Source organism: Microbacterium sp. R1, assembly GCF_015159725.1.
GTDB lineage: Bacteria > Actinomycetota > Actinomycetes > Actinomycetales > Microbacteriaceae > Microbacterium > Microbacterium oxydans.
In genome coordinates, this window is sequence record NZ_JADDUD010000001.1 from 1,567,778 (window position 1) to 1,583,163 (window position 15,386).

At 69.0% G+C, this 15,386-nt stretch carries 15 protein-coding genes; 6 read left to right on the plus strand and 9 right to left on the minus strand.

What is annotated here, in order from left to right; all coding sequences use genetic code 11:
- Window positions 1-17: 17 nt before the first annotated feature.
- The 3 genes from ILP86_RS07745 to ILP86_RS07755 all read right to left on the minus strand — a co-directional run bounded on the left by ILP86_RS07745 (window position 18) and on the right by ILP86_RS07755 (window position 3,084).
- The gene (locus ILP86_RS07745; RefSeq protein WP_193761722.1) at window positions 18-1,640 is read right to left on the minus strand and encodes a Mur ligase family protein; all 1,623 of its coding nucleotides are present in this window, start codon (window positions 1,638-1,640) and stop codon (window positions 18-20) included.
- A gap of 91 nt (window positions 1,641-1,731) precedes the next feature.
- Complete coding sequence (locus ILP86_RS07750) at window positions 1,732-2,406, minus strand: YcnI family protein (protein ID WP_058631282.1); 675 nt, start codon at window positions 2,404-2,406, stop codon at window positions 1,732-1,734.
- A gap of 93 nt (window positions 2,407-2,499) precedes the next feature.
- A complete protein-coding gene (locus ILP86_RS07755) occupies window positions 2,500-3,084 on the minus strand; it encodes a hypothetical protein (RefSeq protein WP_113681551.1) in 585 nt (194 codons plus the stop codon).
- Window positions 3,085-3,148: 64 nt separating this feature from the next.
- Here ILP86_RS07755 and ILP86_RS07760 point away from each other — a divergent pair, with 64 nt between their 5' ends.
- A complete protein-coding gene (locus ILP86_RS07760; protein ID WP_113681552.1) occupies window positions 3,149-4,462 on the plus strand; it encodes an RIP metalloprotease in 1,314 nt (437 codons plus the stop codon).
- 106 nt (window positions 4,463-4,568) lie between these two features.
- Here the strand turns inward: ILP86_RS07760 and ILP86_RS07765 are convergent, their stop codons facing one another.
- Both ILP86_RS07765 and ILP86_RS07770 read right to left on the minus strand, forming a co-directional pair.
- Window positions 4,569-6,452 carry a chorismate-binding protein gene (locus ILP86_RS07765; protein ID WP_113681553.1) on the minus strand — a complete coding sequence of 628 codons (1,884 nt, stop codon included), beginning with the start codon at window positions 6,450-6,452 and terminating at the stop codon, window positions 4,569-4,571.
- A gap of 171 nt (window positions 6,453-6,623) precedes the next feature.
- Window positions 6,624-7,250, minus strand: a complete 627-nt coding sequence (locus ILP86_RS07770) for a pyroglutamyl-peptidase I (protein WP_193761723.1) — start codon at window positions 7,248-7,250, stop codon at window positions 6,624-6,626.
- A gap of 81 nt (window positions 7,251-7,331) precedes the next feature.
- Here ILP86_RS07770 and ispG point away from each other — a divergent pair, with 81 nt between their 5' ends.
- The 3 genes from ispG (at window position 7,332) to ILP86_RS07785 (ending at window position 9,753) form a co-directional block, all read left to right on the plus strand.
- Complete coding sequence (ispG, locus tag ILP86_RS07775) at window positions 7,332-8,462, plus strand: flavodoxin-dependent (E)-4-hydroxy-3-methylbut-2-enyl-diphosphate synthase (RefSeq protein ID WP_045265366.1); 1,131 nt, start codon at window positions 7,332-7,334, stop codon at window positions 8,460-8,462.
- A gap of 17 nt (window positions 8,463-8,479) precedes the next feature.
- On the plus strand, window positions 8,480-8,812 hold the full coding sequence (locus ILP86_RS07780) for a nuclear transport factor 2 family protein (protein WP_193761724.1): 333 nt from the start codon (window positions 8,480-8,482) through the stop codon (window positions 8,810-8,812).
- Between the two features lie 74 nt (window positions 8,813-8,886).
- A complete protein-coding gene (locus ILP86_RS07785; protein ID WP_193761725.1) occupies window positions 8,887-9,753 on the plus strand; it encodes a hypothetical protein in 867 nt (288 codons plus the stop codon).
- Between the two features lie 2 nt (window positions 9,754-9,755).
- Here the strand turns inward: ILP86_RS07785 and ILP86_RS07790 are convergent, their stop codons facing one another.
- Window positions 9,756-10,043, minus strand: coding sequence for a hypothetical protein (locus ILP86_RS07790; protein WP_061016568.1), 288 nt, complete (start codon window positions 10,041-10,043; stop codon window positions 9,756-9,758).
- 43 nt (window positions 10,044-10,086) lie between these two features.
- Window positions 10,087-11,502, minus strand: a complete 1,416-nt coding sequence (locus tag ILP86_RS07795; RefSeq protein WP_193761726.1) for an RNB domain-containing ribonuclease — start codon at window positions 11,500-11,502, stop codon at window positions 10,087-10,089.
- 68 nt (window positions 11,503-11,570) lie between these two features.
- On the opposite strand from ILP86_RS07795, the gene ILP86_RS07800 reads away from it, so the two are divergent.
- Both ILP86_RS07800 and ILP86_RS07805 read left to right on the plus strand, forming a co-directional pair.
- On the plus strand, window positions 11,571-12,341 hold the full coding sequence (locus ILP86_RS07800; protein ID WP_193761727.1) for an isocitrate lyase/phosphoenolpyruvate mutase family protein: 771 nt from the start codon (window positions 11,571-11,573) through the stop codon (window positions 12,339-12,341).
- A 42-nt stretch (window positions 12,342-12,383) separates the two neighbouring features.
- Window positions 12,384-14,144 (plus strand): proline--tRNA ligase, encoded by a 1,761-nt coding sequence (locus tag ILP86_RS07805; protein WP_193761728.1) that lies wholly within the window; start codon window positions 12,384-12,386, stop codon window positions 14,142-14,144.
- 29 nt (window positions 14,145-14,173) lie between these two features.
- Here ILP86_RS07805 and ILP86_RS07810 read toward each other — a convergent pair whose 3' ends face one another.
- Window positions 14,174-14,677: a pyridoxamine 5'-phosphate oxidase family protein gene (locus ILP86_RS07810; RefSeq protein ID WP_193761729.1), complete on the minus strand. Its 504-nt coding sequence runs from the start codon at window positions 14,675-14,677 to the stop codon at window positions 14,174-14,176.
- A 100-nt stretch (window positions 14,678-14,777) separates the two neighbouring features.
- A complete protein-coding gene (locus ILP86_RS07815; protein WP_058631273.1) occupies window positions 14,778-15,377 on the minus strand; it encodes a TetR family transcriptional regulator in 600 nt (199 codons plus the stop codon).
- Window positions 15,378-15,386: the final 9 nt, after the last annotated feature.

A 15,386-nucleotide genomic window follows, 5' to 3' on the forward strand; every position in this document is an offset into this window, starting at 1 on the left:
CGCCCCGGTGATCCCGATCAGTCTTCGTCGGGGTAGGGGACGGGCCAGCGGGAGTCGGGAACGGGCCACCCGGCCGCGCGGAGCGCACGACGGGCGAGCTCGCGTGCGGAGTAGGGAGTGCGGACACCGCGGATGTCGCGGTAGTCCTGATGTCCCGGTCCCGCCCAGAGTATGGCGTCGCCGTCGCCGACCAGGCCGACGGCGGTGACGATGGCGTTCTCCGGCGGTGAGGCCTCATGGATCTCAGCGTCCGGTCGCGCGCGGCGTGCACCGTCGATGAGAGTGGCCCGGATGGATGCGGGGTCCTCGAAGCGGGGGTGGTGGTCGGTGACGACGAGGATGTCGCTGCCCTCCACGGCTGTGCGCGCCATGTCGAACCGCTTGCTCGCGTCCCGGTCGCCATCGGCGCCGAACAGCATCAGCACCTTGCCGGGAGTCACGCGGCGGACGGCGGCGAGTGTCTTCTCGAACGCGTCGGGGGAGTGGCCGAAGTCGACGAAGACCGCGGGGCCCGTGTCGCCGGAGACCAGTTGCGTGCGTCCTGGCAGATAGGCGCGGATGCCGCCGTCGCGGGTCAGGGCCTCGGTGATGCGATCCCAGGCATAGCCGCCCTCGAGGAGCATCACGATCGCCAGAGCCGCATTGGCGGCCATGTGCGGACCGATCACCGGGACCGTCGTCGTGAGGGAGCCGGCCGGACCGGTCATCGTGAACGTGGTTCCGGCCGCACGCTCGTCGTCGATGACGACGACCCAGTCCGCGGCGCGGGCGGCCTCGGGGTCGGCGGCGATCGACGGAGTGCCCACCGTGACGACGGCGATCTCGGAACGTTCGACGACGATCGCTCCCGACGGCGAGTCGAGGCAGATGACGCCCCGCTTGGCGCGGTCGGGACGGAAGAGCGGCAGCTTCGCCTCGAAGTACTCCTCCATGTCCGCGTAGTCGTCGAGATGGTCGTGGCTGAGGTTGGTGAATCCGGCGACATCGAACAGGATGCCGTCGACGCGGTGACGGGAGAGAGCCTGCGCGCTGACCTCGACGGCGACGGCCTCGACCGCTCGCTCCCGCATGAGAGCGAGCAGTGCATGCATCTCGGAGGCCTCGGGGGTGGTCAGGCGCGACACGATGACCTCGCCGGCGATGTGGCGCTCCGCAGTGGAGGAGAGTCCGGTGACGACGCCGATCTGGTCGAGGATGCCCTCGAGCAGGTGGGACACGCTGGTCTTCCCGTTGGTCCCGGTCGTCGCGAACAGCAGAGGAAGCGGATCGTCCGCGCCGGTGCCGTAGACCCAGGCGCTGAGGTCGCCGAGGACCGCGCGAGGATCGTCGACCACGAGGATCGGGAGGCCGGCGGACTCCGCGATGACCGCTCCGGCCTCGTCGGTGATGACGGCGACGGCGCCCTTCTCGGCGGCGGTCGCGGCGAAGTCCGCGCCGTGCCGGTTGACGCCCTGGATCGCGACGAACGCCTCGCCGGGGCGCAGGTCCGCGGTGGCGAGGGTGATGCCGGTGAGGGCCACGCCGTCGACATCGCCGCGGACGGTGCGGGCGAAGCGGGAGGCGAGTTCGGACAGCTCACGCCGGGGCGGGTTCGCGGGGCGGAGCACGGGAGGCAGGCTCGGTTGTTGTTCAATCGACATGGCGCATCAATGATCTCATGACCGGGGTGAGAACCCCTCGCGAGCGGCCTCTCGCGCGCCGGATCCCAGAGCACGAGAGGCCGCTCCCACGTCAGGCGCGACGGCGGTAGGCGACGATCGCGACGACCAGTCCGGCGAAGCCGGCAAGCAGCCCTCCGGCTCCGAGCGCCACGCCCAGGGGGTCGGACGCCGTGGCCGGGCTCGAGGCCTCCGCCGCGGCATCGGATCCGGCGTGCTCACCGTGTCCGTCCGCTGCGGCAGCGGTCACCGAGACGACCGGCGCCGGCGCATCGAGGCTGTGCGGATCTTCGCCGTTCTCGGCGAGCTGCGTCCACTCGGTGGCACCCTCGACGCACGTCTGCACGACGGGGAACGCCAGAGTGTCCGGTGTGTCCTCATCCAGTCCGACGCCCATGCTCACTGCGCCGCGGAGATCCGTGGGAACGGGCGCGACCGCGGTGTAGGTGACAGCGCTGACGAGACCGTCGTCGCCCCGTTCGACCTGGATGTCCCAGTCGGAGTCCATGGTCGGTGAGACGGACGCGAGACCCTCTGGCATCGTGATGCGCAGCGCGGTCGTCGGCGAGTTCTCACAGCCGTGCGAGAACGAGAACGTGAGGACGCCGTGGTCCCCGGCGGCGAGCTCGTCGGGGCTGACCCCGACGTGCGCTCCGGCCATGAGGGGTGCGGTGACGGCAAGGGCAAGGCCGCCGACGAGACCGGTGGTGGCGAGGCGCAGACGGTGGGTACGGGTGTTGCGGGTCATGAGATCTCCTGATCGATGTGCGGGCACGCCGATGGCGCGTCTCCGCGAAAGGGATGCCACGCGTGTCCGGGTGGCGTGTTCGAGTGCGACGGATCAGTCGCGCAGGAGAGCAGGGGGTCCGCGTCGCGGCAGAGCGGACGAGACCGCGGCGTCGAACGGCGAGAAGACCATCGAGCGCAGACGCGCCGGACGGCGGTGCAGCGCGGGCACCACTGCGGACGCACGTCGGAGGAGGGCATCGACCCAGCGCACGACCACCCGGACGATCGCCTCGCCGTGCCACACCAGCAGCGTGGTCAGCACAGCCGCGACGAGGTGCGCCGAGAGCATGAGCGCGCCGGGGGCCGCAGCAGGGGACGGCGATGCGAGGAGGGAGAGGTCGAGGTGATGGGCGTGTCCACCGCCGGCGATCGGCGCCGCCACGGTGGGCGAGCCCAGCACCTGGAACACGACGTGGAAGGCGGCCTGCCCGAGGAACACGGCGAGGGCCACCCTGGCGCGTGACTGTCGGACTCCGACCAGGAGAGCCGCGAGCGGGGTGATCAGGCTCGTGACCGCGACGATCAGCAGCACATGCGGAGCCGCACCGCCCCCGAGCGTGTGGGACAGCGCCGCGAGCAGTGTCGCCACGGAGGAGACGGCGGCAGCACGCACGAGTCGCAGCTGCCGGGCATTCACGCTGACAGCCTAGTCGTGCCGCAGCGCCGGGCGGATTCCTAGCTGGGGGCACTAACGTTGGCACGTGGAATTCCTGCTCTATCTGGCCGGCATCCTCTTCATGCTGATCGGCCTCGGGCTGTCGATCGGCCTGCATGAGGTCGGGCACCTCGTCCCCGCGAAGCTCTTCGGCGTGCGCGTCGGCCAGTACATGATCGGCTTCGGGCCGCGGCTGTGGTCCAAGCGCATCGGCGAGACCGAGTACGGTTTCAAGCTGCTGCCTCTGGGGGGCTTCATCTCGATGTCGGGCATGTATCCGGCATCGAAGAACTCCGGTCCGGCGTCGGGCGTCTTCCGCTCTTTGATCCAAGATGCTCGCAGTGCCAACGACGAGACCATCGCAGAAGGCGCCGAAGACCGCGTCTTCTACCGGCTGCCGGTGTGGAAGCGTGTCGTCGTCATGCTCGGCGGGCCCGCCATGAATCTCGTGCTCGCGACGGTGATCTTCACCGTGCTGCTGTCCGGCATCGGTGTGCAGCAGGGGACGACCACGATCGCTTCGGTGACCGAGTGCGTGGTCCCGGCGGGTTCCACAGCGACCGAGTGCACGCCGGATGATCCCGCGTCTCCGGCAGCGGAAGCCGGCATCAGACCGGGCGACGTGATCGTGTCGGTCGACGGGAAGCCGGTGTCGACCTTCGCCGAGGCCACCGCGATCGTGCAGGCGTCCCCGGGTGAGACGATCGACATGGTCGTGCGGCGCGACGGAGCCGAGAAGTCGCTGAATCTCACGCCGATCGCCGCGGAACGCACGATCACGGATGCGAGTGGCCAGCCGATCCTGGACGACGCAGGCAAGCCCGTGGTCAAGGAGGTCGGCTACGTCGGCATGGGCGCGCAGATGGGATACGTGCAGCAGCCGTTGACCGCGGGGCCGGAGATGGCTGCGGACAGCACGGCGCGCGTCGCATCGATGATCGTCACGCTCCCTGTGCGTCTCTGGGATGTCGGCGTGTCCCTCGTGACCGGCGGTGAACGCGATCCGAACGGCCCGCTGAGCGTGGTCGGCGTCGGTCGCCTCGCCGGCGAGGTCGCCGCGACCGATGCGCCGATCCTCAACCGCTTCGCGTTCCTGCTCGGGCTGCTGGGCTCGCTGAACATCGCGCTGTTCGTGTTCAACCTGATACCGCTGCTCCCGCTCGACGGCGGCCACATCGTGGTCGCGCTGTGGGACGGGATCAAGCGCGCATGGGCCAAGCTCTTCCGTCGACCCCCGCCGGCACCCGTCGACGCGACCAAGCTCGTACCGCTCACCGTGGTCGTCGCCGTGGCCCTGATCGCGATGGGTGCCCTGCTCCTGGTCGCCGACCTCTTCAACCCGGTGAACCTGCTCGGCTGATTCCTTCGGGGGTGTCTCTTCCCGGCGCGTTGGACCTCGGCCTTGCCGCGGCGGACATGCCGACAGTGCCGACACGCTGGCAGCGGACAGCCCGCGACCGTCAGCCTCAGGCGAGGGCGTGGGTCACGAGGCGTTCGAGCGTCCGGATGCCGTCTCGCGAGAGGATCGACTCGAGATGCCCCTGCACGGAGGCGAAACGGTCTCCTCGGAGCGCGTAGACATCGCCCGAATCCGCGTCTGCGGACACTTCGGCGTCGCCGACCGCGCTCGTGCCCGGGGCGACACGCGCGGTGAAGGTGTTGTAGAAGCCGATCGATGCGTCTTCGCCGAACACCGGGACCGACTTCTGCAGCCCCTGGTGCGGTGCGTCGAGAGGAGTCAGGGCGATGCCGAGGCGGTCGGCGAGGATCTGGTGGCTCAAGCACACGGCGAGCAGCGGCATGCCGGAGTCGAGGCGACGGGTGACGACGTCGCGCATCCTGGCGATGCGGGCGCTCTGCGCATCCCGCGGGTCACCGGGGCCGGGGCCCGCGACGACCAGGTCGGCGGCATCCAGGTCGGCATCCTGTGCGTCATTCCAGGGCACGATCTTCACGGCGAGTCCGAGATGACGGAGCTGGTGCGCGAGCATGGTGGTGAAGCGGTCCTCCGCGTCGACGACGACGGCGGAGCGTCCGGCGAACGGACCGGTGAATTCCTCGCCCTGCGGGTTGAGCCAGAACTCGGCCAGGCGCGCGTTTCGTGATTCCAACAGCTCGGCAACGGTCGGGTCGTCGGCGAGGGCGTGCGCGTCACCGGGAGCGTCCGCATCGCTGCGAGCCTCGGCCACATGATCGCGGTCGATCGCCCCGATGGCACCGAGCACACCCGCGGCCTTGCCGTGCGTCTCGGACACCTCGCCCATGGGGTCCGAGTGTCGGACCAGCGTGGCTCCGACAGGCACGCTGAGCGCGCCGTCCTGGAGATACACGGTGCGGATGAGGATGGGGGCGTCCAGGTCATGGCCGCCGTCCGCGTTCGGGGAGAACAGCGCCGCGACACCCGAGTAGTAGCCTCGCGGCTTCTGCTCGTGACGACGGATCACAGCGCAGGCGTTCTGCATGGGCGAGCCGGTGACCGTGGGAGCGAACATGGTCTCGCGCAGGATGTCGCGGGGGTCGAGCGTGCTGCGTCCGCGGAGCATGTACTCCGTGTGCGTGAGCCGCGACATCTCCTTGAGGTGCGGACCGGTGATCCGTCCTCCGTCGGAGCAGACGGCGCTCATCATCTTGAGCTCCTCGTCCACGACCATGAACAGCTCCTCGGTCTCCTTCGTGGAGGCGAGGAAGTCGACCAGCGTCTCCTTCGTCGCCCCACCCGCCGGGTGACGGAAGGTTCCGGAGATCGGGTTCATGGTGACGATGCCGCCCTGGGCGACCACATGCGCTTCGGGACTGGCGCCGACGGCGATGTGACCGGGGGTGAAGACCGCGAAGGTCCAGTACGCACCGCGCTCGTGTGTGAGCAGCGCACGGAACCAGGTCAGGGCCGCCGTCCGGTCATCGACGTCGACATTCGCGGTGAAGTCCCTGCGGATGACGAAGTTCGCGCCCTCTCCGCGGCCGATCTCGTCCGCGATGACGTTCTCGACGATCGCCGCATACTCTGCGTCGGCGATGTCGAAGCCCTCGTCGTGCAAGGCGACCGGCTCACTCGGCAGCGCGGAGAGGAGCTCGGCGGTCGGAAGGTGCAGGTGCTCGTCGACGACCACGCACCGCAGCGGTGCGGCGTCGTCCTGGGCGACGAAGCCGCGCTCGCGAACCTGGCGGTAGGGGACCATCGCGAACACCTCACGAGGCGTGCCGTCGACGGCGAGGGGGATGTCGGCGAGCAGGTCGACATCCCGCACGTCGCCGCTGAGCAGCTCGACGGTGTCGGCTCCATCGCGGGCGATGAGGACGAAGGACGCGGTCGGATCGGCGCGGAGCTCGGCGAGTCGCGAGAGGGTCATGAGTATCTCCTGTGCTGTGCTCCGGCTCGGCGCAACGAAAAGACCGCCCCGGGGGCGGTCTGAATTCGTGGGAACGCGAACACACCGCCTAGAAGGCGGGCCACCAGGTGAAGTTCGCGAGCATGGGGCCGAAACTACCACATCGGCCGCGATGACCCGCGCGGCATGACGTCACCAGATGCTGCCGCCCGGCTCCTTCGTCTCGGCATCGAGGGCGTGATCGACGACCAGGCGCACGGCGCGAGCCAGCTGCTCCTCGCTCAGATGAGGAGAGCCGGACGGCGCGGTCGCCGTCGACCAGGGAAGATGCACGAACCCGGCGACGGCGTCGGGGTGCACCGCCCCCAGCACGGTGTACAACACGTGATTGCAGACGTAGCTGCCGGCGGACAGCGAGGACCGGGCAGGGATGCCCGCCGCGTCGATGACCTGCACCAGATGCTTGACGGGAAGTGTCGAGAACCGCGCTTCGGGACCGCCCGCCTCGCTGGGAACGTCGATCGGCTGGGCGCCGTCGTTGTCGGGGATGCGCGCGTCCATCAGATTCACGCCGATGCGTTCCACCGCGACGTGGGCGCTTCCGCCGGCGAGCCCGGTGCAGATGACGACGTCCGGTGCGTGTCGGGCGATGAGGGCGCGAAGCCGCTGGGCGGATGACTCGAATGCGACAGGAAGAGTCGCGATGACGAGCTCGTGCGGTCCCTCGTAGTCGACCGCCACCGCGTTCACCGCATCCGCCGACGGATTGCGCTCGGCGCCGTCGAACGGTTCGAAGCCGGTGAGGAGGATGACTGCCATGGCTCCAGGGTAGGTGCGTCCGTCCAGCCCACATGCATTCTGGCGGCGTAGTCTTGAGGGGTGCCAGCAGTGAACCTCGGAATGCCGAAGATCCCCGAAGTCCTCGCCCCGCGCCGTAAGTCACGGCAGATCAAGGTGGGCAAGGTTCTCGTGGGCGGCGACGCTCCCGTCAGCGTGCAGTCGATGACCACCACGAAGACGACGGACATCAACGGGACGCTCCAGCAGATCGCCGAGCTCACCGCGTCGGGTTGCGAGATCGTGCGTGTCGCGGTACCGCACCAGGATGACGCCGATGCGCTGAAGATCATCGCGATGAAGAGCCAGATCCCGGTGATCGCTGACATCCACTTCCAGCCGCGCTACATCTACACGGCCATCGATGCCGGGTGCGGTGCGGTGCGAGTGAACCCCGGCAACATCCGCGAGTTCGACGGCAATGTCGGGAAGATCGCGGAGGCCGCCAAGGCCGCCGGTGTCTCCCTGCGAATCGGTGTTAACGCCGGCTCGCTGGACCGCAGGATCCTGGCGAAGTACGGCAAGGCCACCGCTGAGGCACTCGTGGAGAGTGCCGTCTGGGAGGCATCGCTGTTCGAGGAGCACGACTTCCACGACTTCAAGATCTCGGTCAAGCACAACGACCCCATCGTGATGGTGAAGGCGTACCGTCAGCTGGCGGAGCGGGGCGACTGGCCGCTGCACCTCGGAGTGACCGAGGCCGGACCCGCTTTCCAGGGAACGATCAAGAGCGCCACCGCCTTCGGCATCCTCCTCGGCGAGGGGATCGGCGACACGATCCGGGTATCTCTCTCCGCACCGCCGGCGGAAGAGGTCAAGGTCGGCCACCAGATCCTGCAGTCGCTCAACCTCCGCGAGCGCAAGCTCGAGATCGTCTCATGCCCCTCGTGCGGTCGCGCACAGGTCGACGTGTACACGCTCGCCGAGAACGTCACCGAAGGCCTCAAGGACATGACCGTTCCCCTGCGGGTCGCGGTGATGGGCTGCGTCGTCAACGGTCCAGGTGAGGCTCGCGAGGCCGATCTCGGCGTGGCTTCGGGCAACGGCAAGGGCCAGATCTTCGTGAAGGGCGAGGTCATCAAGACCGTGCCGGAGGCGGACATCGTCGCCACTCTCATCGAAGAGGCCAACCGGATCGCCGCCGAGATGGGCCCAGAGGCGCCGCTCGGCACCGCCCAGGTCGTCACGGTCTGAGCGGCGAGGAGCACGAGATGTCGGATTCCACCCTCCCTGTTCCCGTCAGGGCGATGATCGACGCGATCAACGCCGCGGACACGGATGCGTTCGTCGCCGTTTTCACGGCCGACGGGTTCGTCAGCGACTGGGGCACGGTCAAGGCCGGTTCCGACGGGGTCCGCGCATGGGCGGGCAGCGATGCGATCGGTGCCGGCGCGCGTATGACCGTGCTCTCGGCCACGACCGAGGGAGACACCACGCGCATCCGCTTCGGCTGGGCGAGTCGGGTCTTCAACGGCGAATCCGACGGCATCTTCGTGGTCGACGGCGACAAGCTCGCCAGCTTCACCATTCCGCCGTCCCACTGACCGATCTGGCCGAGGTCCGCGGGCGTCGAACGCGCCGCCATCTCGAGACCCCGACGTCGTATCCGAGGAGAACCATGTCGATGCCCACCATCGTGACCTTCCCGACAGGGACCGTGACCGGAGACGGGGTCATCGCCCGCGTGGAGCAGACGCCCGAGGGCACGATCGTCGTGGTCGACGAGACGCCCTTCCACCCGGTCGACCACACCTGGCCCGACCAGCCGGGTGACACAGGGAGTATCGCCGTCGGCGACGACACCGTCCGAGTGGTCGAAGCCGTCATGGCCGCGATCTCGGATGAGGGGGAGTTCGCGGTGGGAAGCGCGATCCCCGTCAAGCGCGGTGCTGAGGGCTGGACCTGGCTCGTCGGTCACCTGATCGAGGGGGCCGCCCCGGCATCCTTCACGGAGGGCGCTCGAGCCGACCTTACCGTCGACGCCGCTCGTCGTGCCGGACTCAGCCGCGGGCACACCGCATGCCATGTCGCCTCGCTGGCGCTCGATCTGGCCCTCGCCGATCTCTGGCGCAAGGAACCGGGGGAGGACGCTCTCGGCAACCCCGACTTCGAGGGTCGCGCCAACCAGTCCAGCCGCATCCACGAAGATGGCGCTGTCGACGAGTACCGGCTCGGGAAGAGCCTGCGCCGGGCCGGCTTCGATACCGAGACCTTCGCCACGACCCTGTCCGAGCGCGAGCGACGGATCAATGAGCAGCTCGCGGCATGGGTCGCCTCAGGTGCTGTGAGCAGCATCGTGACGGAAGGGCCCATGATCGTCGATCGGCGGCGCTGGCACTGCGATCTCCCGGAAGGAGAGGCCGTGATCCTCTGCGGGGGCACGCACGCGGAGTCGCTCTCGGAGTTCGCCTCCATCGTCGTGAGCCTGGACCTGAGCGATCCTCAGCTGCTGGTCATGACGACCGTGGCGGCTTCCGCGCGCTGACGTCAGCGGACGAACCCCGCCTGCACGCGGCCGCCCGCTCGCCTCAGTTCGTCTTCGACACGATCGGCGAAGGCAGTGAGATCACCGGCGAGCAGCGGAGCGCTCAACCTCTCGGCGCGACTGTCGCTCAGATCACGCAGCCGTCGGGGCAGCCATTTGCCGGTGGCAGTCCACCGACCGGCATCCAGGAGCATCAGCTCTGCGATCCGCTCGAAGAGCAGACCCGCCACGATCTGTCGCTCGAGTGCGTCTGTCGCGTCGCGCAGGTCGTCGAGCAGGTCGGTGATCATGTAACGACGAAAGCGAGACTCCGCGGCCTCGTCGCCGGGGTGCTCAGAGAGCGAACTCGACCTCTCCCGTGCCGATATCGGCACTGATGATGCGAAGCCGGACGACGTCGCCCGGTCGTGCCTCTGAGGGAATCGGCGCGGTCGCCGTGACCACCGGCTCGGTGAGTTGGACGGCAGCGCGCTCTCCGCGCAGCTCGATCACGGTGGCATCGACCGTCGAGCCGATCAGAGGCGTGAGGAGCGCGGCTTCCACGCTGTTGACGGTGGCCGCGTTCAGCCGCGACGCCCGTTGTCCCGACTCCTGCATCAGTGCGGGAAGCTGTGCGAGCGAGGAACGGACCCACCCGGGTATCGGCTCGCCGTTCGACACCGCGAGGCAGATCGCGAGGACCCAGCGATCGACCAGGCGGCGCAGGGGAGCGGTCGCGTGCGCGTAAGGGGCGCCGATCGCCGCCTGCACGGCATCGTCCGGCGCCTGGCCGTCGAACACCAGATACCCGGCGCCACGGAAGAGCGACGACGCGGCTTCCAGCACCGGGAGGGTCAACGGGTCGGTGCGGTCCAGGGCCCGGAGATAGTCCCCGTATGCGCCGGAGGTCCACGGGCGGCCGAGAGCTTCGGTCTGGTGTCGGAACGTGTCGAAGGCCGCTCCATCCGGTTCCGGCATCGTCCGCAGGATGCCCACTCCGGCGTCGAGCATCAGCGTGGCAGCGGCCATCCCCGTCATGAGCGAGAGCTGCGCGTTCCATTCCTCGACGGGAAGCGGGCTTCGACGTTCGATCGCGTACGTGCCGTCGTCTCCGCGCACCACCTCCTCGTCCGGCAGGTTCAGGCTCGCCCCGCCGCGCAGTCGCTCCTGCTCGAGCCGCAGAGCACCGATCTCGGGCAGCAGCGCGGCGGGCCCGTCCTCTCCGCGGTCGAGCGCATCCTGGGTGGTCCCGTAGTCGAGCTGCGCGCGCGAGCGGATCAGGGCGCGTTGCAGACGGAAGTCCGAGACGATGCCCGCGGAGTCGAGCTCGAAGGTCCAGACGAGCGCCGGACGGTCGACGTCGGGGAGCAGCGAGGCGCGATCCTCGCTCAACACGCGCGGGTGGAGCGGGATCGTGCCGTCGGCGGCGTACAGGGTCTGTCCTCGCCGGCGCGCCTCGACGTCCACGGCTCCACCGGGGACGACGAACCCCGGGACGTCGGCGATCGCATACCGGACGGTGTACCCCGTTCCGGCGCGCTCGAGGTGGAAGGCCTGGTCGAGGTCTCGGGAGCCCTCCGGATCGAGCGTGGCGAAGGGGATCTCGCGAAGATCGAGCTCCGGTACCACGGCGGTCGCGGCCTCCGCCTCGGCGATGACGTCGTCGGGGAAGTCGAGGGGCGCATCCATCGACTCGCGCAGAGCAGCGAGCGCCGATGCCAATTCGGTCTGCGCGGCGGACGGGGCGACGTGCGATCGGCGCTGAGGCATGGTTCCAGACTAGGCGCGGGTGCGGGCGAACCGGCCCTGCCGAAGCCATCCCGCGTTAGCGTGGAGTCATGATCACTGCAGCCAAAGCCCAGACCCTCGTCGGACTCTACGACGCACCGGAGATCCTCCGTGTCGTCAACGTGTGGGACGTCGTCTCCGCACGAGCGGTCGCCGCTCTTCCCGAGACGAAGGCGATCGCGACGGCCGGACACGGGATCGCCGCATCGTTCGGCTACGAGGACGGCTCGACGCCTCGCGACATCATGATCGACATGGTGGGTCGCATCGCGTCCGCCGTCCAGGCGCCCGTCACGGCAGACCTCGACGACGGGTACGGGGATGCGGGAGAGACCACCCGCCTCGCGATCGGAGTCGGCGTCGTCGGTGCGAACGTCGAGGATCGCCTCAAGCCGCTCGACGAGTCCGTCGCAGCGGTGGAGGCGATCGTGAAGGCCGCACAGTCGGAGGGCGTCTCCTTCGCTCTCAACGCCCGCACCGATGCGTTCGTCCGGGCCGGCGGTCGCCCCGTGCAGGAGAGCATCGCCGATGCGATCCAGCGTGGTCGCGCCTACCTCGATGCCGGCGCGACGGCGGTCTTCGTCCCCGGCATCCTCGACATGAACGTGACCCGCCAGCTCGTCGAGGGCATCGGCGAGCGCAAGGTGAGCGTCATCGGGATCCCCGGCGCCCTCGCCGCGTCCGAGTACGAGAAGCTCGGCGTCGCACGCATCTCGTACGGCCCGCTTCCGCAGCGTGTGGCTCTGACGGCCCTGCAGGAGCTGGCGGCCGACCTCTACGCGGGTGGCGTCGTCCCGGCGAACCTCCCCGCTCTCAACTGACGCGGTCGAAGACGGGTGACCACGGCTCACTAGACTTGCTCCGTGGTCACTCGTCTTTCGAACTTCTTCCTCCGCACGCTCCGTGAAGACCCTGCAGGCGCAGAGGTCGCCAGCCATCGGCTGCTGATCCGGGCGGGATACATCCGCCCGCAGGCCGCCGGCATCTTCGCGTGGCTGCCACTGGGGCTGCGCGTCAAGTCGAAGATCGAGACCGTCGTCCGGGAGGAGATGGCAGCCGCCGGCGCGCAGGAGGTGCATTTCCCCGCTCTCATGCCGCGTGAGGCCTACGAGGCCACCGGGCGCTGGGACGAGTACGGCGACCTGCTCTTCCGTCTGCAGGACCGCAAGGGCGGCGACTACCTGCTCGCGCCCACGCACGAGGAGGCGTTCACGCTGCTCGTGAAGGACCTCTACTCCTCGTACAAGGACCTGCCCCTCACGATCTTCCAGATCCAGGACAAGTACCGCGATGAGGCACGCCCGCGGGCGGGTCTGCTCCGCGGACGCGAGTTCACGATGAAGGACGCGTACTCGTTCGACTCGTCAGACGAGGGCCTGGACGTCAGCTACCAGGCGCAGCGCGACGCGTACGAGCGCATCTTCCAGCGCCTCGGACTCGAGTACGTCATCGTCCAGGCCGACGCCGGCGCGATGGGCGGCTCCCGGAGCGAGGAGTTCCTGCACCCCACGCCTGTCGGGGAGGACACGTTCGTGCGGAGCGCGGGCGGGTACGCGGCGAACGTCGAGGCCTTCACCACGGCGGTGCCAGAGGCCATCGCTTACGACGCCGAGGCGTCCCCGGTCATCTTCGACTCCCCGGACACGCCGACCATCGACACGCTGGTGGCTCACGCCAACCGCGAACTCGACGGCGAGTACGCCGCTGCGGACACGCTCAAGAACGTCGTCCTCGCCCTCACGCACCTCGATGGCACCCGCGAACTGGTCATCGTCGGCATCCCCGGTGACCGCGAGGTCGATGAGAAGCGCGCCGAGGTGGCCTTCGCGCCCGCCGAGGTCGAGACGGCCACCGCGGACGACTTCGAGAACAACCCGCTGCTGGTGAAGGGCTACATCGGTCCGTGGTCGCCGACGGGAGCAGTGCTCGGCGAGGAGTCGGCCACCGGCATCCGTTACCTCGTCGATCCGCGCGTGAGCGAGGGCACGAGCTGGATCACCGGCGCGAACATCGACGAGAAGCACGCGCACTCCGTGGTGGCCGGCCGCGACTTCGCCGCCGACGGCATCGTGGAGATCGCGAACGTGCGTGCAGGCGATCCCGCCCCCGACGGCTCCGGTCCGGTCGAGCTCGCTCGCGGCATGGAGATCGGGCACGTCTTCCAGCTCGGACGCAAGTACGCCGAGGCATTGGGCCTCAAGGTGCTGAACGAGAACGGCAAGCTCGTCACCGTCACGATGGGCTCGTACGGCATCGGCGTGACCCGTATCCTCGCGATCATCGCCGAGCTCAACAACGACGACAAGGGCCTCATCTGGCCGGCGTCCGTCGCGCCGTTCGACGTGCAGGTCGTCGCCGCGGGCCGCGACCAGGTCGCGTTCGAGGTCGCGGAGGGGATCTCCGCTCAGCTCGAAGCCGCGGGGCTCGACGTGCTCTACGACGACCGGCCGAAGGTCTCGCCCGGAGTGAAGTTCGGAGACGCCGAGCTCGTCGGTGTGCCGAAGATCGTCATCGTCGGCCGCGGGGCCGCGGAGGGCCAGGTCGAGCTGTGGGACCGCGCCACCGGGGAGCGCGAGGCCGTCTCCGTCGACGAGGTCGTGCCGCGACTCTCCGCCGCGCTCTGACCCCACAGTGAGCCTTCACGGCCGCATCGTCAGCAGACGATGCGGCCGTGGTTCATGGTGTCGTCGTCCGGGGTGTCCCGGGTCACGAGCGACTTCAGCGCACCCGCCGCGAGCGCGAGCCTGCCTTTCGACGGCTCCCAGAAGTCGGTGACCTTCGGCGTGACCTTGAGGAGGGCGATGCCCGGGGTGTCGAGGCCGTCCGCGAACCAGATCTCCAGCGACGCGGAGTAGAGCTCCTCCATCTTGGCGCGGTCGTGCACCACTTCTGCGGTGCCGGCGACCGACACGTATCGCATGCCCTTGGCATCGCAGTAGGCGAGGCCCACGTCGTGGTGCTCTCGGGCCTCGTGGACCTTCTCGGTGTCCTCAGCGGTGAAGAACCAGATGTCGCCCGCGTCGTCCATCTGCCTGGTCGACATCGGCCGGCTCACGAGGTTGCCGTCGTCGTCGGTCGTGGTGAGCATCGTGATGTCGATGTCCTCCACGAGTTCGGCGATGCGGGCGAGGGCTTCGGGTCCTGTGATCTCCGTCATCACGTCAGCGTGCCGTGCGGAGCGTGCGGGCACACGGGCATTGACAGGGAGCAGCCGCCGTGCTCGACATCGCCGAAGGCAGACGAGTGGACGGCGGGGCTCAGCCGCCGAAGTCGCAGTCGAGGGCAGTGCGGGCGTAGGAGAGGATGTTCGACCGGTACGTCTGCGCTCCCAGCTCGACGCCGATCAGCGGGTAGAGGTCGTAAGCGTCCTCGAGAGCGACGATGTTCCGTGCGATCACGGTGAGGTCGGCGGTGGGGCGGAAGGTGCCGAGCGCCGTGCCGATCTCGATCGTCGATCTGTAGAGCGCGACCTGCCGTTCGACGATGGAGCGGTGCAGGGGACGATACTGAGGCTGTTCCCGCAGCAGGGGGATGCTCTCGTACGCCATGCGCAGATGGTCGCTGATCTCGTCCGGGATCCCGGCCATGACGAGAGCGACCAGACGCTTCGCCGGGTCGGGCTCGTTCTCGGCGAGTGCGCGTCGCCTCTCGTACATCTCCTCCAGGACACCCTCGACGGTCGCGTACATGAGCTCGTCGAAGGTGGAGAAGTAGTACAGCACGCTCCCTGCGCTGACCGAGGCCTCCGCGGCGACCGCGCGCACGTTCGTGCCGAGGAGACCGCTGCGCCCGGCGACGCGCCTGGTCGCGGAGATGAGCTCCGCCCGTCGGGTGGCGTGCTTGCGCTGCTCGGCCACGTATCCTCC

Bases quoted from the DNA above. Each gene is read 5' to 3' on its own strand.
- ILP86_RS07745 (WP_193761722.1), bottom strand. From the start codon at position 1,640: ATGTCGATTGAACAACAACCGAGCCTGCCTCCCGTGCTCCGCCCCGCG.
- ILP86_RS07750 (WP_058631282.1), bottom strand. From the start codon at position 2,406: ATGACCCGCAACACCCGTACCCACCGTCTGCGCCTCGCCACCACCGGT.
- ILP86_RS07765 (WP_113681553.1), bottom strand. From the start codon at position 6,452: ATGACCCTCTCGCGACTCGCCGAGCTCCGCGCCGATCCGACCGCGTCC.
- ILP86_RS07770 (WP_193761723.1), bottom strand. From the start codon at position 7,250: ATGGCAGTCATCCTCCTCACCGGCTTCGAACCGTTCGACGGCGCCGAG.
- ispG (WP_045265366.1), top strand. From the start codon at position 7,332: ATGCCGAAGATCCCCGAAGTCCTCGCCCCGCGCCGTAAGTCACGGCAG.
- ILP86_RS07780 (WP_193761724.1), top strand. From the start codon at position 8,480: ATGTCGGATTCCACCCTCCCTGTTCCCGTCAGGGCGATGATCGACGCG.
- ILP86_RS07785 (WP_193761725.1), top strand. From the start codon at position 8,887: ATGTCGATGCCCACCATCGTGACCTTCCCGACAGGGACCGTGACCGGA.
- ILP86_RS07790 (WP_061016568.1), bottom strand. From the start codon at position 10,043: ATGATCACCGACCTGCTCGACGACCTGCGCGACGCGACAGACGCACTC.
- ILP86_RS07795 (WP_193761726.1), bottom strand. From the start codon at position 11,502: ATGCCTCAGCGCCGATCGCACGTCGCCCCGTCCGCCGCGCAGACCGAA.
- ILP86_RS07800 (WP_193761727.1), top strand. From the start codon at position 11,571: ATGATCACTGCAGCCAAAGCCCAGACCCTCGTCGGACTCTACGACGCA.
- ILP86_RS07810 (WP_193761729.1), bottom strand. From the start codon at position 14,677: ATGACGGAGATCACAGGACCCGAAGCCCTCGCCCGCATCGCCGAACTC.